The following is a 25,999-nucleotide window of genomic DNA, read 5'->3' on the forward strand; positions in this document are numbered from 1 at the left end:
CCGCCTTTGTCAAGGACTTTTTTAGTGAATTTAATTTTTTCTTTTCTTCACTAACTTAACTACTGCTTCTGTTCGTGCAGTGTGGGGAAACATATCGACTGACTGGATATACTGGAGATCATAAACTTTTACCAGTTTAACCAAATCTCGTGCCAAGGTCGAAACATTGCAGGATACATAGACCATTTTGTCTGGAACATAGGTCAGTATGGTATCCAGTAGCTTATCATCTAAACCTGTACGAGGAGGGTCGACTATCAAGGCATCCGGTCGGTAGCCATCACATTAGAACATAAAAAGAGAGGTTGAACCTCTCTAAATTTATTTTTCTTCACTCATTTTTGATTTTACTTCATCATAAGATAGTGCATGGGATTCCTCTTCTACGGTATCAGGCATTTTTCCTGTCTCGTAAAGAGATTTAATTTGAGTACTATCCAATGTTTCGTATTTCAACAATGCTTCTGCAATCAGTTTGTGGGTTTCACGATTTGATTGGATAATTTCAGCAGCTTTGTTTCGTGCCTCATTTAATAATGAACGAACTTCCTCATCTATCTCATAGGCTGTTTGCTCTGAAATTGATTTTTGAGGACTTTGTGCACCAAACATAGCATGATTACCTTCGTATTGAACTGGGCCAAGTTTTTCACTCATACCGTATTCAGTGACCATTGCACGCGCCATCTGAGTAGCTTGTTCAAAGTCATTTGAAGCTCCTGTCGTTTGGACATTAAAAATAATCTCTTCAGCTACACGACCACCCATCAAACCTGCCAATTGCTCTTTCATGTCTTCTTTAGATAGAAGCATTTGATCCTCTTTCGGAAGTGCAATCATGTAGCCACCTGCACGTCCACGTGGTACAATGGTAACTTTATGAACAACACGGGCATTTGACAAGACTAAACCAACAATGGTATGTCCAGCCTCATGATAAGCAACCAATTCACGTTCTCTTTGTGATACTGTTTTATCTTTCTTAGATGGTCCAGCAATCACTCTGTCCTCTGCCTCATCAATATCTGAAGCATCAATGATTGATTTGTTGCGACGAGCAGCAACTAATGCCGCTTCATTTAGAACATTTTCTAAGTCAGCTCCCACAAATCCTGGGGTTTGTTGGGCAACTAGTTTCAAATCAACATCGTCTGCCAGAGGTTTATTTTTAGCATGAACTTTCAAGATTGCTTCACGACCTTTAACATCAGGGCGACCAACTAAGACTTTTCTATCAAAACGTCCTGGACGGAGAAGAGCTGGATCTAGAACATCTGAACGGTTCGTCGCAGCGATAACGATGATTCCTTCATTTCCCTCAAAACCATCCATCTCAATCAAGAGTTGGTTCAAGGTTTGTTCACGTTCATCATTTCCTCCACCAAGACCGACACCACGTTGGCGACCAACGGCATCAATTTCATCGATAAAGATGATGGCTGGCGCTGCTTTTTTTGCATCCTCAAAAAGAGAACGAACACGGCTTGCACCAACTCCGACAAACATTTCTACAAAGTCAGAACCTGAGATACTAAAGAATGGAACTCCTGCTTCTCCAGCAACTGCCTTAGCAAGTAAGGTCTTACCTGTTCCCGGAGGTCCCTCTAAAAGAACACCTGCAGGAATACGCGCACCAAGTTTTGTAAATCGTTTTGGATCTTTTAGAAATTCAACAACTTCTACTAATTCTTGTTTTTCTTCCTCGGCACCAGCAACATCCGAGAAACGTACCTTGATATCTTCTTTGTTTGCAGCTTTAGCCTTGCTACGTCCAAAACTCATTGGATTTCGGCCACTATTTCCTCCCATATTTCCCATCATAGAGAATAGGAAGAAGAAAAGAATAGCAAATGGCACAACAGAGACAAGGATATTGATCCACATACCGCTTGAACTCTCATGTTTGACTGTTACTTCTGCCTGATGTTCCGAAGCAATTTTTTGCAATTCTGAAACTGTTGAATCAGACGGAAGAATAGTACTTGAGAATCTTTCTACTGTTGTAGCTGTAGGAGTGAAAAATTGAATTCCTGTTTCTTCTTTACTAGTCTTAGGATTTTTATAAACACCAGACACTTCAATGATGCTACCATTTGGCTGATAGGTTAATTCTTTTACATTGTCTGCTGTAATTTCTTTTACCAGTTCTGTATAGTTAATTTTTTCGCTTCGTCCAGCAGTATTTCCAGAGTAAAAATACTGGAATCCTGTCACTAGGAAGAAGATAATTAACAAGTAGAGAAATGGGTTTCTAACTAAACCATTATTTTGTTTTTTCATTAAAGATAAATCTTTCTAATTTGAATAAACTTCTTCTTTCAATACTCCAACATAAGGAAGGTTACGATAATTTTCTTTATAGTCCAAACCATAACCTACTACAAACTCATTTGGAATAGTAAAACAAGTATAATCCGCTTCAATTTCAACAACACGTCCCTCTGGTTTGTCTAACAAAGTCGCGATTTTAACAGAAGCTGCTTCTCTTGCAATAAACATATCTCTCAAACTCTTCAAAGTTTGACCTGTATCAATGATATCCTCTACAAATAAAACATGTCTTCCTTTGATATCTTGAGTCACGTCTTGCTTGATATTGATGACACCACTACTTGCTGTTCCACCATGGTAACTAGATACCATCATGAAGTCCATCTCAATATGCGTATCAATATGTTTGACCAATTCAGCCATAAAAGGAATAGATCCTTTCAGAATTCCAATAAGAATTGGATTTTTCCCCTCATATTCTTTTGTTAGTTGCGCACCTAGCTTTTTAGCTGCTTCTGTAATTTCATCATGTGAAACGAGGATTTTTTTAATATCGTGTTCTAACATCTTTTTACCTATCTATTTTTTCTATATAAATTACAGTGTTCATTATATCATTTTTCGTGTTTTTACTCAAATCACTGGTCGCAATTCCTGAAATTGAGACAATTTCTCCAAATTGCTCAATAATAGGGGTTGTTTTTCGTTTTTCAATAGGGATTTTTAAATCTATAAATAAGCGTCTCAGTTTCTTTCGATGACCATTCAGGATAATAACATCACCAGGTTTTCGACATCTAATATGTACAGATGTTTCTCGTGAAACCGTTACTTTTTGAACAAAATCCCCTTCAATAGGGATACCAAAGGAAAATAAATAGCCCATATATCGAACTTGATTTTGATAGTGTAACACAAGTTCATCTTCCTTTTCATCGGCCTGAGGACTGATTTTACAAACTCGAAAATTCTGATACTCTTTTATCAATTCATAGCCATTTTTAAGAGAATGACGATACTGGCTTTTCGTTGTTAAAATCTGTCGAACTTCAGCAAACTGAGCCTTTGTCAGATTTAAGTCTGGAAATTGATTAAGATAGTTCTGGAGCAAGATTCCTTGAGTTTGTTGAGAGTATGAAAATAGCTCATTCAAATCTTCCACATCAATTTTTTTCGAAAGTTCCGTTATTGTTGCTTGGTAATCTGAAATTTCCCTTCCTAAATCTAAAAGGGCGGATTTAAGACGAGGATTTTCTTTTTCAAGCTCTGGTAAATACCTATTTCGAATGCGATTGCGAAAATAGGTATTTTCCTGATTTGTTTGATCTTCAAAATGAACAATTGGTGGAAAATCCTTTTTATGAAAATGCAACAAGGGACGAATGATTTCAATTCCATCAACTACTTGACTTTCTTTTATTCCTGTTAAATAACGGAGCCGACTTCCTCGAATCAAGCGCATCAAAATCGTTTCAACTTGATCATCTGCATGGTGGGCAGTGACCAAGGCAGTTGCTCCAACCTCTTTCATGATTTTCCTAAAAAAATCATAACGAAACTCTCGAGCACGCGCTTCTGAAAAGTCTCCTGAAAAGCTTGTGATATAAATAGGAAGTTCAGCTGCATCAGCTAACTTCCTTAGTTCATTTTCCTCCCAATCAGACTCACTTCTCTGCTTATGATTGACATGTGCTAAAATCAACTCAATTCCCAACTCATTTTGATAAGTAGACAATAGATGGAATAAAAACATTGAATCCAGTCCGCCAGACAAAGCTAACACGACTTTCGAATGTTTTTTGAAATACTCTTTTCGGAGAAAATGATTTAAAAAATCCTGGTCCCTCATTTTAGAACCTCATAGACATCCTTGGCTATCTTAGCAATGGTGTCATAGTCAGAATTTTGGGTAAAAATGGAAAGAACGAAAGGAGGATCCGTATAGACAATGGCAGTGTCATGTTTAAACTCATCGGCATCTCCAATTTTATGAGCTACCTTAACCGAAACACCTTTTGCGATTCGTTGGTTGTCAAAATCAGTCTTACCTAGAGACTCTAAGACAAAACCATTCTGATTATAAATAGCTTCCATGACTTTTCCAGCCATTTTTGAAGAAGTTAGTTTATCATTCACATCCCAATCTTCGCCCATAATGGTGGACATTTTTTCTTTGAAAGCCCCGTCAGATTGATTGGTCACGTAATAACCTAAAATATTATGAGCAACATTATCAGACTCTTTTGTTACCTTGGTAATTAACTGTTGAAGACTGTATTCTTTGTTATCTTCTTTTTTAGGTAAGCTACCACTACCTTCTGGTTTATAGGACCCAGGGAAACTATTTACTTCTGAGATATACTTGAAGCTACTGTCTAACGTATACTCTCCTTGATTTATCTTATCTTGAGCATAATAAAGATAGGCTAGTTTCAAGATGCTAGCTGCATAAAGTTTGCTGTCTTCATTCACCCCAGCCTCTTTACCTGTACTCAGTTGTTTAACATAAATAGAATAATTTTCATTCTGATAGTTGTTTGATAAAACTTCTTGAACCTTCTGGATGCGATTGTCTTCTTCTGAGGTGAGCTCTTTTGATACCCACCCAACTTGATCAATATGAAGAAATTCTTGTCCCTCAGCAAAGAGAGTTCTATCCACCGTTACGCGTTGATAGGGAGAGAGGGATGAAGAAATTTCTTTCGCATCATAGGGGCTGTTATAGATAACAAACCCTGGCTCCAACCATACTTGTCTATTTTGAGTTTGAACTTGACTTTGATCATAGATTAAACGCTTATCTGCAAGGATAAACTGGTGATTATCTAATTTAAAAACAGGAACACCTTGTCTATTCAAACGCCATTCTACTATTTTAAAGGTGGTTCCAGGAGTCAATTTACCAGACTCTTTAACAAGATCCTCATTAGCATAGACGGCTGTTTCTCCATATACCATTGGGGATTCCAGAGTTTCTTTATAGTAGAATCCATAATCAGACTCAGTTAGATAATAAATTTCTTGCGAAGAGTAAGGAAGCTGTTTTTCTGTGCTAACTACTCTTGAGGTTATGATAAAAGCAGGTAGCAATAAAACTACTAAGAACTTACGCATTCTTCTCTTCCCTTTCTTCTTGTAATCGTAATAAATGGTTTTTAGCTGCCAATTCCTCTAATTTTTCATCTGATAAACTTAAAAATTGCTCAACAACTTCCAATAAATTTTCCATGACATTACCTCGGAAGCAAATCAGGAATTGTGTAAATTGCTTCTCGTTTCTTTGAGTAATAGTACTTGGCGCGTGCGTATTTTGCTACATAGTCTTCATCTTTTAACTTTGCAGCAAAAGCAGATTCCTTATCCTTTTCGTCACTAAGAGTTTGGTACTGCTCTTTCAACTCTGTTAATTGCTGACGGCGTTGCAGTAACTGATCATATCTTTGGGCCAAGTTATAAGTTGGTAAAATAAACAACAAAATCATCAAAATAAGGACCCAACCCATGAAACGATTTCGTTTTTGTCTCTCCTTCATCAGGTAACGACGACGTTGATGTTCATTTTGAATAAAAGAATTATTCATCTGTACAATATTTCTAGACATTTTCTTCTACCCGTGTTTCACTGAGAATTTCATACATGCCTGCTGCATCTTCTTTTTTCGTACTATCTTTCATCTCTAGTACTTTAACAAGCAACAACTTATTTCCAAAGCGAATTTCAATTTGGTCATCAACTTTTAAATCCGTTGAACTTTTGGCCAAAATTCCATTCACTTTAATTCTACCTTTATCTGCTACTTCTTTTGCGACTGTGCGACGCTTAATAATTCGTGATACTTTTAAATACTTGTCTAATCTCATTTTTATTACCTCAAATTATTATTGTACCATTTTTATCCTTTTTATAGAAGAAAAATGTTAAATGGGATTTGCTTCCTTTGATTCTTTTATCTCTAATAAACTTTCTCCAAAAATCAGCAAACCTTCTAAAATTTCATAATCCTTCTTGTTTCGGACATCGAATACAACTTCCATTAATCCCTTATTCTCAGCTATGGCTGCTTTTAAGTTCGTTGCGGATAAGGCTTTAAAATAATCTTGAGCCAAGAATAGTCGTTGAGTGACTTTTTCAAATTGAACTGTAATCTTATTTTCTTTTCTTTCCACACGTTCTACAAATACCTTGTCAAAATATGACTTAACCAAACCAATCTCTAAAAGGTATGCTACTACGTCTGGGTATTCTCCAAAGCGGTCCATCAACTCTTCTTGTAGTTCTTCATAGTTGACACGATTGTCAATTTGACGAATTTTCTTGTAAATTTCAATCTTATGTCGTTGGTCAGAAATATAAGTGTCAGGAAGATAAGCATCAATTTGTAAAATCAACTCAGCATTTCCTTTGATTCTTTTATTCCCATTACCGTTCCGTTTAGCAATAGCTTCCTCTAATAACTGTGAATACAATTCAAAACCAACAGAATCAATGAAACCAGACTGCGATTTTCCTAGGAGATTTCCTGCTCCACGAATCGAAAGATCTCGCATCGCAATCTTAAATCCAGAGCCCAATTCTGTAAATCCCTTAATCGCTTCTAATCTCTTCTCAGAAACTTCACTAATTGATTTTTCTGGACGATACATGAGATAAGCATAAGCAATACGATTACTACGACCGACTCTTCCTCTTAATTGATACAAGGTTGACAAGCCCATATGGTCTGCATTTTCAATAAATAAGGTATTGGCATTTGGAATGTCTACCCCTGTCTCAATAATAGTAGTTGTCACCAAAATATCATACTGACCTTCAATGAAATCAAGTAGAGTATTTTCCAACTGAATTTCACTCATTTGTCCATGAACATACCCAATCGAAGCCTCTGGAATCAACTCCTGTAATTCCGAAACCTTCTGGTCAATCGTGTCAACCTTATTGTAAAGATAGTAAATTTGACCTCCACGCTCCATTTCACGCAAGACAGCATCACGAATGACACTATCATTCTTCTCCAATACATAGGTTTGAACAGGATAGCGATTGGTTGGAGGAGTTTCAATAACAGACAAATCTCGGATTCCCAGCATAGACATGTGGAGAGTACGAGGGATTGGTGTTGCTGTTAAGGTTAGGACATCTACTTGTTTTTTTAGTTCTTTCAAAGTTTCCTTATGCTTAACACCGAATCGCTGTTCCTCATCAATAATCATCAAGCCCAAATCAGAAAACACAACATCTTTTGACAAAACACGATGCGTTCCAATCAAAATATCGACTTGGCCATTCTTTAATTTTTCAAGTGTCTCTGCCTGTTCTTTTTTACTTCTAAAGCGACTCAACACATCGATATTAACAGCAAAATTTTGAAATCGTTCCTTAAAATTCGTATAGTGTTGTTGTGCTAAAACTGTTGTCGGAACTAGAACGACAACCTGTTTGTGATCATTGACTGCCTTAAAAGCTGCACGCATTGCAACTTCAGTCTTCCCAAAACCAACATCCCCAACTAAAAGTCGATCCATGGGGTGAGAATCCTGCATATCTCTCTTGATTTCCTCAATACTACGAAGTTGATCATCCGTTTCAACGTAAGGGAAAGCATCATCAAAAGCATGTTGATCATCATCATCAGCTGAGAACGCAAAACCCTTCAACTGACTACGCTCAGAATAAAGCTTGATTAAATCGTCAGCTATATCCTCTACTTGGTTCTTAACTTTTTGCTTGGCCTTTTTGAAATGACCATCATTTAATTTATTAAGTTTTGGCGCTTTCCCATCACTTGAAACATATTTGGACAGTAACTGAATCTGCTCTACTGGGATGGAGATTTGGTCACCATTTTGATACTGTACACTGACATAATCACGGTGAATACCTTGGATTTCAATTGTTTCGATTCCTAGATATTGACCAATTCCATGGATATGGTGAACAACGTAGTCCCCTTTTTCAAGTTCATTATAATCTTTTAATCGCTCTGCATTTGAAGCATGTTGTCTTCTAAACCGACGTTTTAATTTCTTTTGAAAAATCTCATGTTCAGTAATCAAGAGAATTTTTTCATCTACAAAATGAAAACCATGTCTTAGATTACCCTCAATCAAGTTTACAGATTCTTTACAGATACTTGACTTATCTTTGGAATCCAATTTGATCTGGTATTCCTCTAAAACATCTTCTAATGTTTTACTGCCCATTGAATTGCTAGACTGCAAAACAATGGTGTAGTCCATTTTTTTGTATCGCTCAATTTCTTCTTTTAAAAATGAAAATTGATTGAAAAACTCTTGCATTGGGTATTGATTAAATTGATAAATGTGATCAAACTTGAGGTTTCCTAAGCCCTTTTGCAGATTAGAGAAAAAGGTAACTGGACTTTGTTTTTTATAGGTTTGCTCTGTATCTGCAAAATACTGCATCTCGGAAAATGATTTACCATTCTGTAAATCTTCTGTAAAGTATTGCGCTAATTCTCTTTCAAAGGCTTCATACTGATTCATCAATTTTTGATAGTCATCAAAGAATACTGGTGTATCTTTTTCAATATAATCAAATACAGTCCATGCTTTATCGTAACATAAGGACAAAAACTTTCGACTATCTGAATGTACTTGTTTTTGATGAAAACTTGACAAAATATCTTCCAAATATGATTTTAAAATTGGTGATAGAGTCTTTGAAATTTGCTTTTCTAAAGCTGACTGTCCTCGTTGATAATCTTTTTCTCTCAAAAGTATGTCGCTAGCTGGAAAGATAGTGAGGTTTGTCTGATTTTCTTTCGATAATTGTGTTTCGACTTCAAAAGTACGAATACCATCTACTTCATCGCCAAAAAACTCGATTCGGAAAGGTTCTAACTGAGACATCTCAAAAATATCTAAAATGTCTCCTCGAATACTAAACTCACCTTGTGTCTGTACTTGAGTAACTTTTCGATATCCAATTTCCTTTAACCGGTGAAGTAGCTCGTGTTGGTCATATTCTTCACCAACTGCAATTTTTATAGTACTTTCTTTAAATCTAGTCGGAGAGGGTAAAATTAACCGACTCGCTGCAATATTACAAACTAAAATCCCTTTCTTAGACGGATCACTCAAAAAACGCAAGGCCTCAACCCGCGAAATGATTTTTTCTTGCGAAGACATCAAAAACTCTACCATAGGAGAGTCATCAACCAAAAATGGATAGACAAGTTCCTCTCCTAAGAGAGAAAGAAGATCACTGATAATTCGTTCTGCTTCTCCATAAGTTGAAGTCAGTAACACAATCTTATTTTCTTTTTCTAGACTGCTTGCAATTGCAAGAGCCTTGGTAGAAGTTGATAAACCAAGTATTAGTTGTCTTTTCTTATCTATCAGATTTTGATGCCATTTTTTTATCTGGTCATTTTCTGAGAATAAATCTAATAAAGTCACCATTTAGCCGTTATACCTCTGCATTGTTTTCTCAAAGTTTTTCTCTTGTAAATAGTAGTTTACAGCATCGTCAACCTTGTCAATAGACTGTAAAATACCCACATAGTCATCCTGATCAAACTTACTTAAAACATGGTGAACCACTGACATGCCTTTTTTAGGTCTTCCAATACCTATTTTAACACGGTTAAATACCTGAGTCCCTATATGTTGAATAATAGACTTGATACCATTATGCCCACCTGCTGATCCCTTTGCTCTTAAACGAATTTTCCCGACTTCCATGTCAAGATCGTCGTAAATAACGAGTAAATCTTCAATATCCAAACCATAGTAAGTCAATAAAGCATGAACCGCTTTTCCACTTTCATTCATAAATGTTGTTGGTTTGACGAGATAAATTTTTTCTCCATTGAAGGAAAAAGATGCTAGATCAGCTTGAAATATCTTGTCATGTGTAAAGGTGACATTTTGTTTTTTAGCTAGTTGGTCAATCAACATAAATCCAACGTTGTGCTTGGTTTCAAAATATTTATCCCCTGGATTTCCTAATCCAACAAGTAATTTAGTCATTTATTTTCCTTTCAAAAGCCAAAAGGGTTGGAATTTTTTTCCAACCTAATTAACACTATTTATTAAATGTTATTAAACGTTAAAGCGGAATTCCATGATATCGCCATCTTGAACGATATATTCTTTTCCTTCTTCACGCAAGCGCCCAGCTTCTTTTACAGCCTTTTCAGATCCATATTTCACTAGATCCTCATATGACATGGTGACTGCACGAATAAAACCTTTTTCAAAGTCTGAGTGGATAATACCAGCTGCTTGAGGAGCTTTCATCCCTCGCTTAAAGGTCCAAGCACGGACTTCTTTTTCACCAGCTGTGAAGTAAGTTCCAAGCCCAAGCAAGTGATATGCTGCACGAGTCAACTTGTCAACGCCTGATTCTGTCAACCCAAGTGCTTCAAGAAACTCTTGCTTATCCTCATCGTCTAACTCAGAAATTTCTTCCTCAGCACGCGCGGAAATAACTACTACCTCAGCATTTTCTGTCGCTGCGAATTCACGAATTTGCTTCACATATTCGATAGAATCTGGATCTGAAACTACATCCTCATCCACATTAGCAACATAAAGAACTGGTTTAGTGGTTAAAAGGAAGAGACCTTTGACTACTTTTTGCTCTTCATCTGTAAATTCAATAGTACGTGCTGATTTTCCATCTTCAAGAACTGGTTTGATTTTTTGAAGAACGTTAAACTCTGCTACTGATTCTTTATCTTTTTGCGTACGTGCCATCTTTTCTACACGCGCATAGCGTTTATTAACTGATTCTAAGTCAGCAAGAATCAATTCTAGGTTAATGGTATCAATATCTGCAAGTGGATCCACAAAGGCGTCTTCACGTCCTTGCTCGCGCATCACATTTTCATCATCAAAAGCACGAACTACGTGAACAATCGCGTCTACTTCACGGATATTGGCCAAGAATTTATTACCTAGACCTTCTCCTTTTGAAGCTCCTTTTACAATCCCTGCAATATCTGTAAACTCAAAGGTTGTTGGAACTGTCTTTTTAGGAGTAATCATTTCCGTTAGTTTTTGTAGGCGTTCATCTGGAACTTCCACCATCCCAACGTTTGGATCAATAGTCGCAAATGGGTAGTTTGCCGCCTCTGCTCCTGCTTTTGTAATTGCATTAAAAAGGGTTGATTTACCAACGTTTGGCAAACCAACGATACCTGCTGTTAAAGCCATAGTTTCTCATTCTCCGTTCTCATTTCAATCCCTAACATTATAACACAAAAAGGGAAAACTTGCTAACCCTCTAACTAAGAGTTCTTAGTCAATAATCTTATTCATTTTTCGTTCAAAATCATAGCGACTCATCATAACAAGGTGGTCACAATTGCTACACTTTATTTTGATATCTGCCCCTACACGGGTGATTTCCCAACGATTAGCTTTTTTTCCTGTTGACTTAATTATACAAGCATGAGGTTTTTTCATCTCAACAAAATTTCCAACTTGATACATACTACTCTCCTTTTCTTTTTTGATTATATCATAAAAGAGGCGAGCCAGGCTCAACCTCTTTCACTTAATTTGTTCGAACTGGTGTAATGAGCTGCATGAAGTCTTCGTCAGTATCTGCTGGTACAAGAGTAAATGGACGAACTGCTGAGATAAAGCTAATAGTAACCTTTTCGCTATTTAAAGCCTTGAGGGAATCAATCAAGTAAGTTGGGTTGAAACTAATAGTCAAATCATCCCCGGTCACCTGCTCCGTATCGATTTCTTCGTTTACTTTACCAACTTCAGGAGAGTGAACATGAGCACTAACAACCCCACCTTTAATTTCAAGCTTCACAGTACCATTTTGAGTCGCACTTGATAAGAGGCGAGCACGCTCCATAGATTGACGCAAATTAACCACATCAAAAGTAATTGTAGTGTTAAAGTCTGTTGGAATCAAGCGATCTGTATCAGGATAATTACCTTCTAGGAGACGAGTGTAAAAGCTAATATTTTCGCTTCTAAAGAGGATTTGATTATTTGCAAAGAAAATCTCTACAGTTTCAATATCATCTGTAAATACCGCTGAAAATTCGCGTAGAGAACGACTAGGAATTACTACATCGAAATCATCACCATTTTTTTCAAGAGTCAATTTCTTTTGACTAAGGCGGTGTGAGTCTGTCGCAACTGTTTTTAGTTCTTTGTGTTGGCTCAATACAAAGTGAACACCTGTTAAGATTGGGCGACTTTCTTGCGTACTTGCAGCAAAAGCTGTCTCATTGATAATTTTCTTGAGTAGTTTGGTTTCAAGAACCAAAGGTGTGCTTGCTGAAATTTCTTGAATACGTGGGTACTGTTCGCTATCTTTTCCTTTTAGGGTAATTTCTGATTTGCCACTGGTTAAGACAATTTGTTTTTGTTCAATCTCTTTGAAATCTAGCGTTACATCTGGAAGACTGGATACAACATTGATAAAGAAAGAGGCTTCAAGAAGAATCGAACCTAAGGAAGTAATCAAAAGACCAGCATCTTCATTTTTTTGAGAAATGAAATTTTCAATGGAGATTTGCCCATTTGATCCAATTAAAGTAATCCCTTCATTGGTAACATCAATTTTGATTGTTGATAAAATTGGAATAGCATTTTTAGAGCTTATAGCTCGTTTTGTAGTATTTAAGGCCTGTAGAAATAAATTTTTATTAATTGAAAAATGAATCATGGATTCTCCTTTATTTATTTTTAGTATTAGAAAGTTAATAGTAATAATAGAGTGTGTGAATTCTGTGGAAAAACTGATTTCTATTTAGTAAATTCAAGCTTCTTAGCTGTTTAAAAAATGTGGATAAAAAAGATAAGAAAGGAAAACTTATCCATAAGCTACTTAATTTTCTTTTTGATTGCTTCTATTTCTAAACGTAAATTATCGTCTTCGTCAATCAATGATTTGATTTTAGCATGGGCATGAATCACGGTGGTGTGATCCTTTCCGCCAAATTCTTTTCCGATTTTTGGAAGACTGTTATCTGTCAGTTCTCTAGCTAGATACATGGCAACCTGACGTGCTAAAACGATGTTTTGAACTCGTCTCGTCCCCTTCATTTCTTTGACACTCACTCCATAAAAATTACCAACTTCAGTTTGGATTTTCTCAATTGGAATAACAAGTATCTGGCGAGCGTCTTGCTTACGTGCTCTAATAGCTTCCGCAGCAATATCAATAGTAATATCCTTAATCTTCTTCACTCTGGCAATTAAAGTGATATCGTTGATTGCTCCTTCTAATTCTCGAACATTTGAATCAAATTGGCCAGCCAAGTACTCTAGAGTATCACTTTGGAAATGGTAATCCAAGTGCTCTGTTTTACTTTGAAGAATGGCGATACGTGTCTCAAAGTCAGGAGGAGTGATATTTTGCGTCAATCCCCAGCTAAAGCGTGTGACAAGTCTCTCTTCAAGTCCTTCTAGGTGTTTAGGACTTCGATCACTGGTTAGGACAATCTGTTTCTGCTTATCATGAAGAGCATTGAAGGTATTGAAAAATTCTTCCTGGGTCGCGACTTTTTTGCCACTGAGAGATTGGATATCATCGATCAATAAGAGATCAAGGCTACGGTAAGTCTTTTTGAACTTTTCCATTTCCCCAAGTCGCAAGTGTTCAAGAAAGTCATTGATAAAGCTCTCGGCAGGAATGTACTTGACACGCGCATCAGGAATATTTTTCAAAATCTCATTTCCAATCGCATTGAGTAAGTGAGTCTTTCCAAGACCAGGTCCTCCATAGATGAAAAGAGGATTATAGGTCAGAGCTAAATCTTCAGATACTGCTAGTGCAGCAGACACCGCCCAAACATTCCCATCACCTTGAATAAAGTTATCAAAGGTATATTTTTCTTTTAACCCTGTTTCAGAATAGGGAATCGTTGGTAGTGCAGGTGTGTAATCGTAAGTAGAGATACTATTCGTATCATTTACTTGAGGAGATTCTGTACTCTGAGGTTTAGTGAAAATATAGTGAGGTTTGATTTCAGAATCATAAATTTCAAAACCAGCAGCAATGATAATATCTTTTAATTGCTTTTCCCACACCATTTCCATCTCTGATCTCGGTAGAAATATAGTAGCTGTGTTTTCTTCTACTTTGATGAGTTCAGCAGGTGTAGCATAGAAATCATACATAGATCGTGTCAATCTTTCTTGAGCAAATTCTAAAATACGATTCCAAAATTGCTTTTCTTTCAACTAATTTTCCTCCTTTACTATGATTTTAGTAGTTTAGTGCTAGACTTATTTTACCATAGATAGTAGGATTTTTCCACAGATTGGGGAAAAGAATCCACAATGTTAGTAGTATTTATCCACAGGTTGGGGATAAATAGAAAAATCCTTGATTTATTAGGCTTTTTGATAAAAAAATTGGTGGATAAATTTGTGGGTTGAGAAAATAAAAGAACAGCCTTATTTCAGGCTGTTAATAATTCTATCGTATTCTTCTTGACTTGAAAAGGAGATAATAATCTTTCCAGTATCTTTTTTTGAAAGTTTAATTTCTACACTTAAACCGAGTAGTTTTTTTAATTTATCTTCTTCGTCTTTGATGAAAGAATCACTTTTTTTTTGCTTCTTTTGTTTTTTCTCTGTAAGAAGTACTTCTAACTTTCTCACAGAAATATCTTCATTTTTGATTAGTTGGAAGAAATAGTCTTGCTGCTCTTTGTCCAAACCAACTAGTGAACGTGCATGCGCTTGAGAAATTTTTCCATTTTCTACTTCAGCTAAGATATATTCTGGTAGGGAAAGCAAACGAATAAAATTAGTGATATAAGGACGAGATTTCCCCATTTTATCCGCTATCTCAGTGTGAGTAAATCCTTTTTCTACTAAAGATTCGTAGGCGCGTGCTTCTTCAACAGGATTTAAATTTTCTCTCTGCAAATTCTCAATGATTGACTGGATCATCATTTCCTGATCTGAGAGGTGCTTTACAACGGCTGGAATAGAAGTCAGACCAGCCAAGAGAGAAGCTCGATATCGTCTCTCTCCTGCAAGGATTTCATAACCAATTACAGGAGATTGACGAACGATGATTGGTTGGATGAGCCCATTTTCTTTAATTGACTGAGCTAATTCCTTTAGTTTATCTGCATCAAATTCTTTCCGAGGTTGGTAAGGATTCTTTTGTATTTCAGAGATAGAAATCATTTCAAATTTTTCCATGATTCTACACTAACATATCTTTTACTTTCTGTAAAGTTTTCTTTACACTGATGTCAATTAAGACTCTAAATCACCAGAATTCTTATCTAGTTTAATTGAGGTTGTTTCCTCCTTACCATTACGGTAGTAGGTTACTTTGATAGTATCTCCGATAGCATGATTGTAAAGAGCGTGTTGTAGGTCTGTTGATGAAGCAATCTCTTTGTCATCAACTTTGGTAATGACATCGTATTTTTGAAGATGTCCATTTGCTGGCATATTGTTTTGAACAGATCGAACAACTACACCTGAAGTGAGGCCACTTGGAATGTTAAGTTTTCTAAGATCACTAGCTCCAACATTTGACAGATTGACCATTTGAATTCCAAGAGCTGGACGAGTCACTTTACCATCACTTTCAAGCTGTTTAATGATATTTTGTGCATCGTTTGAAGGAATTGCAAAACCAAGACCTTCTACAGATGTTCCACCATTACTTGCAATTTTACTTGATGTAATACCAATTACTTGTCCTTGAATGTTTACAAGTGGACCACCAGAGTTACCAGGGTTAATGGCTGTATCTGTTTGAATGGCTTTTGTTGAAATAGCTTGACCATCTTCAGATTTTAGAGAAACATTTCGATTAAGACTTGAAATAATCCCCTGTGTAACTGTATTAGCATATTCTGAACCTAGAGGACTACCGATAGCAATCGCTGTTTCTCCAACACTAAGTTGACTTGAATCCCCAAATTCTGCTACTGTTGTAACTTTTTCTGAAGAAATTTTAACGACAGCAATATCAGAGAAGGTATCAGATCCGACAATTTCACCAGGAACCTTGGTACCATCTGCTAAGCGGATATCAACTTTTGAAGCTCCATTGATAACGTGAGTATTAGTTACAAGATAGGCATCTTTATCATCCTTTTTATAGATAACACCTGATCCCTCACTTGCGATTTGTTGATTGTCTGAATCAGAATTAGTGTCGTCAGCATTAAATACACTACTTTGTCTACTGCTAGAAGAAGAATAAGTAATGATTGAGACAACAGCATCCTTAACTTTATTTACTGCTTGAGTGGTTGAATTTTCATTCTTATAGGATGTTTGAGTGACAGTGCCAGAATTATTATTTGTAGCTTGATTTCCTTGTTTTTGATAAAGTTGTAATGTTACGAAACTTCCTAAGGCACCACTTAAAAATCCGATTAGAATGATTATTAGAACTTTAACTCCTTTTTTGTAAAATTTTTGTAAGTGTTTCATAAACGCCTCCGTTTGTTATTTATTTACTCAGATTATAAACCTATTAACTTAATCCAAACTTAAAAGCTTAAAGTTTTACACAAGTTGTGGATAACTCGCTTTATTCTGTGAATTTGCTAGAAATTTAGGATGATTTTTGTGTGTATAAGATGTGAAATGAAGTGTGGATATGATAGAATAGAAGAATGAAAATAAAAATTGTAACAGTAGGAAAATTAAAAGAAAAATACCTTAAAGATGGTATTGTTGAATATACCAAACGAATTTCACGTTTCGCCAAATTAGAAATGATTGAGCTCACTGATGAGAAGACACCTGACAAAGCCAGTGAATTAGAAAATCAAAAAATCTTGGAAACAGAAGGTGAAAGAATTCTTTCTAAGGTTGGAGAAAGAGAATTTGTCGTTGTACTAGCCATTGAAGGAAAAACACTCTCCTCAGAGGAATTTAGTAAGCAACTAGAGCAAGCTTCTATCAAAGGATACTCAACGCTTACTTTTATTATTGGAGGAAGTTTGGGTCTAGCTCCTGTTGTAAAAAATAGGGCCAATCTTTCTGTCAGTTTTGGACGTCTGACATTACCACATCAGTTAATGAGATTGGTTTTAGTTGAACAAATTTACCGTGCTTTTACAATTCAACAGGGTTCTCCTTACCACAAATAGAAGATTGACTTAGCTCTTGTTTTTTGATAGAATGGTCATGTTAGGTCTCATAGCTCAGCTGGATAGAGCATTCGCCTTCTAAGCGAACGGTCGCAGGTTCGAATCCTGCTGGGATCAATTTTAGATGCGAAGCTGGGATTTATCCCAGCTTTTTTCTTAAAAAAGTGCGTTTCAGGTGCAAAAATGTACAGTTGGGAAGAATTTTTTCTTACATGGTCTTCATTTTGTATAATAGGTGTGTAAGTTAACTTACAAGAAAAAATAATACAGGAGATTTCATTATGAAAAATACAGAAAAGTTGGAACAATTTAAAGAAGTAACAGAGGCAGAATTGCAGGAGATTCGAGGTGGAGATTGGAGAATTTCAGAAACAATTCGTAATCTTATTTTTCCAAGAAGAAAGTAATGAAATAAAGGTAGAGAGTAATGGATTTATTTGGATTAGGGATAGCTATTTTTTATTTTCTCATCATTAGCAAAAGTTATGAATGGATTTGTAAAATAAATAGAAAAGAACAAATTGCTTTTTTCTGTTACACATGCATCTCAGTTTTTATACTTGAAGAAATTATTACACTGGTATATTCTAATAGTTTTGCTTTGTCTAAATTTTTATTTCCTTTGGTTGTGTACCTTTATTTAAGAAAGTTAAAGAAGTCTGAAAAATACAAAGCTATTTTTATTAGTTTACTACTGTCTTTATTATATCACAGTACTCATACTTTTATATCCGTAACCTTATCTTCTATAACAGGAGATGAAGTAGTATTAAACTACAAAAGTACATTCCTTTTAGTAGTATTGTTGATGACTTATGTTTCTATTCTAATAATAATTCGTTATTTTCATCTGGATATTAAATATTTTGATAAAGATTATCTGTACCCTTTTTTAAAAAAAGTAATAGTTGCTTTTATTGGTTTGCATATCTTATTGTTTATTTCAGATATAGTAAGTACAACTCATCATTTAAATAGCTTCGGAAGTATTTTATCAACCATTGTTTTTATTTGCTTGTTATTGATTTTCTTTGCAATGAATTCTCACAAGGTTCAAATTGAAAAAGAGATTGCTCTAAAACAAAAGAAATTTGAACAAAAACATTTACAGACTTATACTGATGAAATTGTGGAGTTGTATAATGAAATTCGAGGTTTTCGTCATGACTATGCAGGGATGCTTGTCAGCATGCAAATGGCGATTGACAGTGGTGATTTACAAGAAATTAACAGGGTTTACAATGAAGTCCTAGTAAAAGCAAATCAGAAATTGAGATCAGAAAAATATACTTACTTTGATTTAAATAATATAGAAGACTCTGCTTTACGGAGTTTAATTGCTCAATCGATTGTCTATGCACGAAAAAATGATGTAGAGTTTACATTGGAAGTAAAGGATATCATTACTAGACTGTCAATAGATTTACTTGATCTTGTTCGTATCATGAGCATTTTATTAAACAATGCCGTTGAAGGTGCTGCAGATAGTTACTTGAAACAAATGGAAGTTGCAGTCATTAAAATGGATTTTGAAACAGTTATAGTTATCCAGAATTCATGCAAAATCACTATGACTCCTTCAGAGGATCTATTTGCCTTAGGTTTTTCTACCAAGGGAAGAAATAGAGGTTTAGGACTTAATAATGTCAAAGAGATCTTAGATAAGTATGACAACATTATCTTAGAAACTGAGATGGAAGACAACACATTCAGACAAATTATTAGATTTAAGAGGGAATTCGAATGAAAGTATTAATTTTAGAAGATGTTATTGAACATCAAGTGAGACTAGAGAGAATATTAAATGAAATCTCGGAAGAATCGAATATTCCTATTTCATATAAGACAACAGGAAAAGTTCGTGAGTTTAAGGAATATATCGAAAATGATGAAGTAAACCAGCTTTATTTCCTAGATATCGATATTCATGGAATCGAGAAAAAAGGCTTTGAAGTGGCTCAGTTTATCCGTCATCACAATCCTTATGCTATTATTGTCTTTATTACCAGTCGATCTGAATTTGCTACCTTAACTTACAAATACCAGGTATCAGCTCTAGATTTTGTAGACAAAGACATCAATGATGAATTGTTCAAAAAACGTATCGAGCAGAGTATTTTTTACACTAAGAGTATGCTGCTTGAAAACGAAGATGTTGTAGACTATTTTGATTACAACTATAAGGGAAATGATTTGAAAATTCCTTACCATGACATTTTGTATATCGAAACCACAGGAGTTTCTCATAAACTTCGGATTATTGGTAAGAATTTTGCTAAAGAATTCTATGGAACTATGACAGATATTCAGGAAAAGGACAAACATACCCAGCGATTTTATTGCTCCCATAAATCTTTCCTTGTCAATGTGGGAAATGTGAGAGAAATTGATCGAAAGAATTTAGAAGTTGTCTTTTATGAAGATCATCGTTGCCCGATTACCCGTTTGAAAGTTCGCAAACTAAAAGATATTCTAGAGAAAAAATCTAAAAAGTGATTGACAATTAGTAAGAAATTGATATAATGGTTATATCTGCTACAGATAGATGGTCCGTTGGTCAAGGGGTTAAGACACCGCCTTTTCACGGCGGTAACACGGGTTCGAATCCCGTACGGACTATTTTATCCGCCATAGCTCAGTTGGTAGTAGCGCATGACTGTTAATCATGATGTCGTAGGTTCGAGTCCTACTGGCGGAGTCAGATAAAAAAAAGAACACCAATGGTGTTCTTTTTTAGTTGACATCACCTAACATTTTCATAAGGAAGTCTGTCATTTCTTGCGGACTTTCTTTTTTTCCGTGAGCAATCCAAGTCTGGCAAACACCAAATAGGGCATTTGTTAGATAAATACTGCTGTATTCTAATTCTATTGGAGTGAGTTGTAATTTCATAAAGCGTTTCTGAAGGTCGGTGCTAAGCATAATGTGAAGCTTATTTCTCAAGAAATTTTGGATTTCTTTTGTCCCATTTTCAGATAAGAGTGCAGCCAAGAGTGGCTCAGACTCTAAATATTCAAATACTTCTAAAATAGCATCTCTTTTGTGATGAGCATGTTTTTGGAAAATATACTCAAAGGTATGAAATAGCTTACTTTGGTAGAGTTCAATCATATCATACTTATCCTTGTAGTGAGTGTAAAAGCTGGAACGACTAATTCCGGCTTTTTCTGCTAACTTGACAGTAGAAATTTGATCAAAGGGCTGGTCCATCAATAATTGAACCATGGCATTTTCGATAATTCGTTTTGTTTTTAAACGTTTGTTACTTTCTTTCATAATTCCTCCTTGTAAACAAAAATAGACTATGTGTCTAAAAAAATATTTTTTACCTTGTAATTTAGATTTTTTGATGTATAATCTATTATATCAAAATTTTAGACAATATGTGTAAAAAAGGAGGAAACATGTTTAAAGAATGGAAAGCAATATTTAAAAAACCGACCTTTATCATTGTAATGATAGGGATTTCTCTCATTCCAGCTTTATACAACATTATATTTTTATCGTCCATGTGGGATCCATATGGTCAAGTATCGGAGTTACCTGTGGCAGTTGTCAATAAAGATAAGGAAGCTTCTTATAATGGACAGACAATGAGAATTGGTGAAGACATGGTGTCTAATTTAAAAGAAAATAAGGCTTTAGATTTTCACTTTGTTAATGAAGAGGAAGGGGAAAAAGGGCTAGAAGATGGTGACTACTACATGGTAGTGACTTTACCAAGTGATCTATCTGAAAAAGCTACTTCTATCCTAACGAATCATCCTGAACAGATGCAGATTGATTATCAGACGTCAAGTGGGCATAGCTTTATTGCAAGTAAGATGAGTGATTCTGCAATGACACAATTAAAACAAACCGTCTCTACTAATGTTACTGAAACGTACACTAAGGCTTTATTTCAAAAAATGAATGATTTGAAGTCTGGAATAAATAAGGCAGCTGAAGGAAGTGAACAATTAGCTAATGGAGCCGATCAGTTGGTGACGGGAAGTCAAACATTGACAACAAATCTTAATACTCTAGCTAACTCAAGTGTAACTTTTTCAAATGGAGCGGATCAATTTACAAAAGGCTTATCTAGCTATGTGTCTGCTATAGAGCGATTACGTATTGGTTTAGGAACTTTTAATAGTGGTTTACAAAGTTATACAAATGCTGTCTCACAAGTTGACACTGGACTTGGTCAATTAGCTTCAAAAACTCCTGAGTTGGTGACAGGTGTAAATCAGCTAAATACAGGTATAAAGTCTTATACAGGTGGCGTTTCACAACTGGATACAGGTCTCAATCAATTTTCAGTTGGTGTAAATGCTTATACAAATAGTGTGAAGGAACTTTCTAACGGAACAAGTCAATTATCCAATCAATCAGATATACTAAGAGATGGAATGGAGCAATTAAATACTGGTATTAAAGAAATTTCAAGCCAATTAGAGTCCTCATCTCAACAAAGTGAAGAAATAGCGCAATTGGCAACAAGCTTAGGAGAACTAAATAAAACACTACAAGCTCTTACAATATCAGATAATACTCAACTGAAAAGTACATTGTCAGAAGCTTTGCCAAATCTAACAACTCTTGCTCAGGATATTGTGACCAAAAGTCAGACAGAACAAGAGCAAACTCTTACAAACTTTCAATCAACAGCTACTTATCAATCTCTTACAGAGGAACAAAAGAAAGAACTGACAGAAGCCATTTCTAAAAATTCTAATTCTACTATTGAGTCAGCAAAAACAATTTTAACGACAGTAGGAGGATTAAAAGAAAGTATAGAGAATTCAGAACAACAAGTCTCTAATCTATCTGATGTGCAGACGAAAGCAAATCAACTCTTACCTGCAGCATCTAGCTCCTTGACAACCTTGTCAAATGGATTTACAACATTACAAACTTCTGTAAATAATCAGTTAGTTCCTGGAAGTCAGTCAATCGAAAAAGGAGTTGTAAAATACACTAAAGGATTGGATACTATTTCTATAGGTGCTAATCAACTAAGTGAAAAGAATGTAAGTTTAACAACTAGTCTGGATCAATTAGTTTCTGGATCAAGTAAGTTGACAGAAAACACATCAACCTTGACAGCTGGAGTAGATGCGCTAGCTGGAAAAACTCCAGAATTAGTATCAGGTATAGAAAGTTTGTCATCTGGTTCTGCTCAATTGAATAATAAGAGTCCAGAGCTAATAGCAGGTCTTACTAAATTACAATTTGGCTCTGGTCAATTAACAGATAAATCAACACAGTTACTTTCTGCAGCATCTCAACTAGGAAGTGGTGCCATGAAGATTGCAGATGGTGCTGGAAAACTAGCAGATGGTGGAACAACCTTAACCTCTAGTCTTGAAGATTTACAGACAGGAGTTGATTCATTAGGACAAGGATTAGGCAATGCTAACAATCAACTTAAATCAGCATCAACAGAATCTAAAAATGCAGAGACATTATCTGAACCTCTAGTTCTCTCAAAAACAGACAATGACCAAGTCCCTGTAAATGGGATTGCTATGGCTCCTTATATGATATCAGTTGCTCTTTTTGTTGCTGCTATATCTACCAATATGATTTTTGCTAAGTTGCCTTCTGGACGTCATCCAGAGAGTCGTTGGGCTTGGTTGAAGTCTCGCTCTGAAATAAATGGGATTATAGCTGTCTTAGCAGGTGTTTTAGTTTATGGAGGTGTCCATCTTATTGGATTGACTGCGAACCATGAGATGAGGACCTTGATTCTAATTATAATCACAAGTTTAGCTTTCATGTCTATGGTGACAGCTTTAACAACTTGGAATAGCCGTATAGGAGCTTTCTTCTCTCTTATTTTACTTTTATTACAGTTAGCATCAAGTGCAGGGACCTATCCCCTTGCTTTAACAAATGATTTCTTCAAAGGTATCAATCCTTGGTTACCAATGAGTTATTCTGTATCAGGCTTACGACAAACAATCTCTATGACAGGAAATATTCATCATCAAGTAATTTTCCTTATTATAACTCTAGCTTTCTTTACTGCTTTAGGTATGCTAGCTTATCAACCTAAGAAAATGGAAGAAGATTAAAAAGATTGGCCAAGAAATTGGTCAATCTTTTTCTGTCTTAGATAAATTTCGTCTGTGATTATAGATCCCAAAAAGAAGAAGGGCAGTTAGTGAGCAGGCTGCTCCAATAACAAAACCATTGGGGATAAAGGAAAGTGTAATGGTGCCTTTTCCTTTTGGAACATCAACTTTCATAAAACCAGTCTGAGCCTGCTTGATTTCAAGTTTTTTCCCATCTTGGTATGCAGACCAACCTTTGTCATAAGGAATAGTGAAGAAAATAGAGGTATCTTGTTTTACTTCATATGTAGCAAAGACTTTATTTTTAGAGGTGGATACTTCTACAGGTTGTTCTTTAATCTTTTGAATTGCCTCAGTAAGAGCCTGAGTATCTAAACGATAGAAGGTTGGAGATTCAAAGGACACCTGAGAATTTCCAGGGAAACTAACACTGATATTGAAAGTTTGTCGTTCTTCAGTATAACCCAAATTAAAGAAATTAAATGCATTGTCAGTTGTAAAAGTCTTTTTTTCTCCATTGACAATGACGTCAACTTTCTTTTGCTTATCGTTTGTAAAATGAAGATTTGAAAAAGAGAGATAGACTTGACTATTTTGAGGAACCTCAATTTGATAATCAATCTTTGCATCTTCATTAGCAGAATCTGTAATGCTCGTTAAACCATCTGAAGTATCTGTTTTATCAGATGCTATTTGGGAGAAGTAATCTAAGTTGAGATTAGCAAGCTGGTTTATAAATAAAGCCTGATTATCTAGAGTGTGATTGTTAAAGTTTACATCTTTGTAAATAGATTGAGTGGCAAAGGCAATGGGTAAAGAGAGTTTATTTTTATATATGGTTAAATGATCCTTTTGATAAATCTCTTGAAAACCATACTTATCAAGTGAAGTTTCAGAAATATTGTACTGGATTCCAAATAAACTGTCTGCTAAAAGACTGTTATTTGCATAACGGAGATTAAGGTTGGTTCCAGAGGATTTGAATCCCAGTTTATCCAAACTAGTGCTAGCTGAACGATTTCGTACAGACGAAAATTGAGAGATTCCATTGTAGTTAAATTTCATACTGTCATTTCCAGTCTGAATTTGCAGTTTTTCAGTACGTGTAAATGGATTGTCAATTTGGTTTAGAATGGATTCCATAGCGGTGATATCTCTATTATAGACGCTACGAGAAGCAAAGGCCCATTCTTTAGCTATTCCTTCCATTTGAGATGATGCATTTAAGCTTATCTCAGCCGTTATAAATAAAGACAAAAGAATTGCAAATAGATTTACAGAGATAAATTTTCTAATGACTGCAAGAAGTAAAAGAGCATAAACTAGTAGAAATTCAAGAGTGAGTAGGATATTCAAATCAGTTAAAAAAGAATAGTGTGATTTAAAATAGACAGTGGCCAAAAATCCTGTTAGTACAAGAAAAAGTGAGCCAAATAGATTCCATAGCTTCAGTTCTTTCAGACGATTTAAGACTTCTGCTGCAGTATAAATTAACAGAGTGGAAAAAATCCAAGCATAGCGATGCAAAAACATATTTGGGGTATGCATCCCTTGCCAAAATAAATCAAGTGCTTCTATGTAAAAGCTTGTTATTAAAAAAGTAAAGAAAATTGCATAGGTAAGTTTCACGTGAAACCTTATGGATTTTATTGTGAAAAATAGAATGGTTAAAATAAAGGGAAGCAATCCAACAAAAATCATTGGTATAGATCCATACTTAGTTGTATCAAAAGATCCAATGAATTGTTTTGCGAAAATATCCAGATACCAGCTACTGTCTGTCTTTAATTTTGTGATGGCAGTCAACTTCTCTCCATGAGTTTGTAAATCAAACAGTGTAGGAAGAGTCATAATCAAACTAGTCATTCCAGCTAAAAAGGAGGTAACAACAAAATCAAGAAAGGATGATTTTCGAGTTTTAAAGTCCCAAGAAATTTGGCAGAGATACCAGAAAATAAGAAACAATACTGTCATATACCCAAAATAATAATTTTGAATAAATAAGATTGACAAACTTGTAAAGTATAGTAGGCGCTTCTTTTGTGTTATAAGTAGGTATAAACCAGTTATAATTAAAGGAATCAAGATAAAAACATCTAACCAGGTTTTTATCTCTAACTGACTAACGGTAAAGCTCATTAGAGCATAGGAAGTAGATAAGGCAAGTTTTAAAAATTTTGGGATATCTTTAAATAATCTAGTCAAACTAAAGAAGGTTGACAGACCAATCAATCCAAATTTTAAGAGAGTGGTCAGATAGACAGCATCTGGCATATTCGACAGATTAAAAAAGTAAACCAGAGGTGAGAGAAAACTACCCAAGTAATAACTAGATAGAGCATAGAAATTCAGTCCGAGGCCACTTGTAAAGGTGTAAAACAAACTACCATTTCCATGTAAAATATTTCGTAAAGCCACATCAAAAATAACGTATTGATGGAAACCATCTCCTAATAGTGGAGATGTATCGCTATTCCAGTAGATACCTTGAGTTAGGTATACTCCAGTCATAATTACTAAAGGAATGATGAAAGAAACAAAATAGGTCCAATATGTTTTAAAAAATGATTTCATGTTACCTCATAGAATGATAGA

At 35.3% G+C, this 25,999-nt stretch carries 22 protein-coding genes, 3 tRNA genes and 1 pseudogene; 8 read left to right on the plus strand and 18 right to left on the minus strand.

Annotated features, from left to right (window positions below):
- Positions 1–30 precede the first annotated feature (30 nt).
- The 16 genes and pseudogenes from HMPREF8578_RS12350 to HMPREF8578_RS04560 form a co-directional block, all read right to left on the minus strand.
- Positions 31–282 (minus strand): annotated as a pseudogene (locus tag HMPREF8578_RS12350) (23S rRNA (uracil(1939)-C(5))-methyltransferase RlmD); the annotation flags it as partial.
- A 39-nt stretch (positions 283–321) separates the two neighbouring features.
- Complete coding sequence (gene ftsH / locus HMPREF8578_RS04495; RefSeq protein WP_000744582.1) at positions 322–2,280, minus strand: ATP-dependent zinc metalloprotease FtsH; 1,959 nt, start codon at positions 2,278–2,280, stop codon at positions 322–324.
- A gap of 15 nt (positions 2,281–2,295) precedes the next feature.
- Entirely contained in the window at positions 2,296–2,838 is a 543-nt protein-coding gene (hpt, locus tag HMPREF8578_RS04500) for a hypoxanthine phosphoribosyltransferase (RefSeq protein ID WP_000889404.1), read from the minus strand.
- A gap of 4 nt (positions 2,839–2,842) precedes the next feature.
- The gene (tilS, locus tag HMPREF8578_RS04505; RefSeq protein WP_001205568.1) at positions 2,843–4,120 is read right to left on the minus strand and encodes a tRNA lysidine(34) synthetase TilS; all 1,278 of its coding nucleotides are present in this window, start codon (positions 4,118–4,120) and stop codon (positions 2,843–2,845) included.
- A complete protein-coding gene (locus HMPREF8578_RS04510; protein ID WP_001224816.1) occupies positions 4,117–5,385 on the minus strand; it encodes a serine hydrolase in 1,269 nt (422 codons plus the stop codon). Before HMPREF8578_RS04510 ends, tilS begins: the two co-directional genes overlap by 4 nt.
- Entirely contained in the window at positions 5,378–5,500 is a 123-nt protein-coding gene (locus HMPREF8578_RS12690; protein WP_000429343.1) for an SP_0009 family protein, read from the minus strand. Before HMPREF8578_RS12690 ends, HMPREF8578_RS04510 begins: the two co-directional genes overlap by 8 nt.
- Before the next feature lie 4 nt (positions 5,501–5,504).
- Positions 5,505–5,873, minus strand: coding sequence for a septum formation initiator family protein (locus HMPREF8578_RS04520; protein ID WP_000089267.1), 369 nt, complete (start codon positions 5,871–5,873; stop codon positions 5,505–5,507).
- The gene (locus tag HMPREF8578_RS04525; RefSeq protein WP_001234971.1) at positions 5,866–6,132 is read right to left on the minus strand and encodes an RNA-binding S4 domain-containing protein; all 267 of its coding nucleotides are present in this window, start codon (positions 6,130–6,132) and stop codon (positions 5,866–5,868) included. The genes HMPREF8578_RS04520 and HMPREF8578_RS04525 overlap by 8 nt, the downstream gene beginning before the upstream one ends.
- A gap of 57 nt (positions 6,133–6,189) precedes the next feature.
- Entirely contained in the window at positions 6,190–9,693 is a 3,504-nt protein-coding gene (mfd, locus tag HMPREF8578_RS04530; RefSeq protein ID WP_000258069.1) for a transcription-repair coupling factor, read from the minus strand.
- A complete protein-coding gene (gene pth, locus HMPREF8578_RS04535; RefSeq protein ID WP_000163944.1) occupies positions 9,694–10,263 on the minus strand; it encodes an aminoacyl-tRNA hydrolase in 570 nt (189 codons plus the stop codon). It lies immediately after the preceding gene.
- A 72-nt stretch (positions 10,264–10,335) separates the two neighbouring features.
- The gene (gene ychF, locus HMPREF8578_RS04540) at positions 10,336–11,451 is read right to left on the minus strand and encodes a redox-regulated ATPase YchF (RefSeq protein ID WP_001218702.1); all 1,116 of its coding nucleotides are present in this window, start codon (positions 11,449–11,451) and stop codon (positions 10,336–10,338) included.
- Positions 11,452–11,535: 84 nt separating this feature from the next.
- Positions 11,536–11,730, minus strand: a complete 195-nt coding sequence (locus tag HMPREF8578_RS0102125; RefSeq protein ID WP_000285178.1) for a DUF951 domain-containing protein — start codon at positions 11,728–11,730, stop codon at positions 11,536–11,538.
- A gap of 64 nt (positions 11,731–11,794) precedes the next feature.
- The gene (gene dnaN / locus HMPREF8578_RS04545) at positions 11,795–12,931 is read right to left on the minus strand and encodes a DNA polymerase III subunit beta (RefSeq protein WP_000581146.1); all 1,137 of its coding nucleotides are present in this window, start codon (positions 12,929–12,931) and stop codon (positions 11,795–11,797) included.
- Between the two features lie 158 nt (positions 12,932–13,089).
- The gene (dnaA, locus tag HMPREF8578_RS04550; protein ID WP_000660623.1) at positions 13,090–14,451 is read right to left on the minus strand and encodes a chromosomal replication initiator protein DnaA; all 1,362 of its coding nucleotides are present in this window, start codon (positions 14,449–14,451) and stop codon (positions 13,090–13,092) included.
- Between the two features lie 216 nt (positions 14,452–14,667).
- Positions 14,668–15,426 (minus strand): ParB/RepB/Spo0J family partition protein, encoded by a 759-nt coding sequence (locus tag HMPREF8578_RS04555; RefSeq protein ID WP_002892799.1) that lies wholly within the window; start codon positions 15,424–15,426, stop codon positions 14,668–14,670.
- Positions 15,427–15,483: 57 nt separating this feature from the next.
- Positions 15,484–16,680 (minus strand): S1C family serine protease, encoded by a 1,197-nt coding sequence (locus tag HMPREF8578_RS04560; RefSeq protein WP_000681804.1) that lies wholly within the window; start codon positions 16,678–16,680, stop codon positions 15,484–15,486.
- A gap of 185 nt (positions 16,681–16,865) precedes the next feature.
- Here HMPREF8578_RS04560 and rlmH point away from each other — a divergent pair, with 185 nt between their 5' ends.
- From rlmH to HMPREF8578_RS04595, 7 genes are all read left to right on the plus strand, one after another.
- The gene (gene rlmH / locus HMPREF8578_RS04565; protein WP_000694226.1) at positions 16,866–17,345 is read left to right on the plus strand and encodes a 23S rRNA (pseudouridine(1915)-N(3))-methyltransferase RlmH; all 480 of its coding nucleotides are present in this window, start codon (positions 16,866–16,868) and stop codon (positions 17,343–17,345) included.
- A 43-nt stretch (positions 17,346–17,388) separates the two neighbouring features.
- A tRNA-Arg gene (locus tag HMPREF8578_RS04570) sits at positions 17,389–17,462 on the plus strand.
- A 164-nt stretch (positions 17,463–17,626) separates the two neighbouring features.
- Positions 17,627–17,752: a competence-stimulating peptide ComC gene (gene comC, locus HMPREF8578_RS04575; protein WP_000798828.1), complete on the plus strand. Its 126-nt coding sequence runs from the start codon at positions 17,627–17,629 to the stop codon at positions 17,750–17,752.
- Between the two features lie 20 nt (positions 17,753–17,772).
- Positions 17,773–19,092 (plus strand): competence system sensor histidine kinase ComD, encoded by a 1,320-nt coding sequence (gene comD / locus HMPREF8578_RS04580; RefSeq protein ID WP_000362885.1) that lies wholly within the window; start codon positions 17,773–17,775, stop codon positions 19,090–19,092.
- Entirely contained in the window at positions 19,089–19,841 is a 753-nt protein-coding gene (gene comE / locus HMPREF8578_RS04585; RefSeq protein ID WP_000866079.1) for a competence system response regulator transcription factor ComE, read from the plus strand. The genes comD and comE overlap by 4 nt, the downstream gene beginning before the upstream one ends.
- Positions 19,842–19,892: 51 nt before the next feature.
- Positions 19,893–19,964: transfer RNA gene (locus tag HMPREF8578_RS04590), tRNA-Glu, on the plus strand.
- Positions 19,965–19,969: 5 nt separating this feature from the next.
- Positions 19,970–20,043 (plus strand) — tRNA-Asn (locus tag HMPREF8578_RS04595).
- Between the two features lie 35 nt (positions 20,044–20,078).
- Here the strand turns inward: HMPREF8578_RS04595 and HMPREF8578_RS04600 are convergent.
- Entirely contained in the window at positions 20,079–20,621 is a 543-nt protein-coding gene (locus HMPREF8578_RS04600) for a TetR/AcrR family transcriptional regulator (protein WP_000665080.1), read from the minus strand.
- Positions 20,622–20,749: 128 nt separating this feature from the next.
- Between HMPREF8578_RS04600 and HMPREF8578_RS04605 the strand changes: the two genes are divergently transcribed.
- Entirely contained in the window at positions 20,750–23,404 is a 2,655-nt protein-coding gene (locus HMPREF8578_RS04605; protein WP_000472069.1) for a YhgE/Pip domain-containing protein, read from the plus strand.
- A gap of 21 nt (positions 23,405–23,425) precedes the next feature.
- Here the strand turns inward: HMPREF8578_RS04605 and HMPREF8578_RS04610 are convergent, their stop codons facing one another.
- A complete protein-coding gene (locus tag HMPREF8578_RS04610) occupies positions 23,426–25,978 on the minus strand; it encodes a YfhO family protein (RefSeq protein ID WP_000834502.1) in 2,553 nt (850 codons plus the stop codon).
- Positions 25,979–25,999 lie beyond the last annotated feature (21 nt).

Origin of the sequence: Streptococcus oralis ATCC 49296 (genome assembly GCF_000185265.1) — a bacterium.
Classification (GTDB): domain Bacteria; phylum Bacillota; class Bacilli; order Lactobacillales; family Streptococcaceae; genus Streptococcus; species Streptococcus oralis_BC.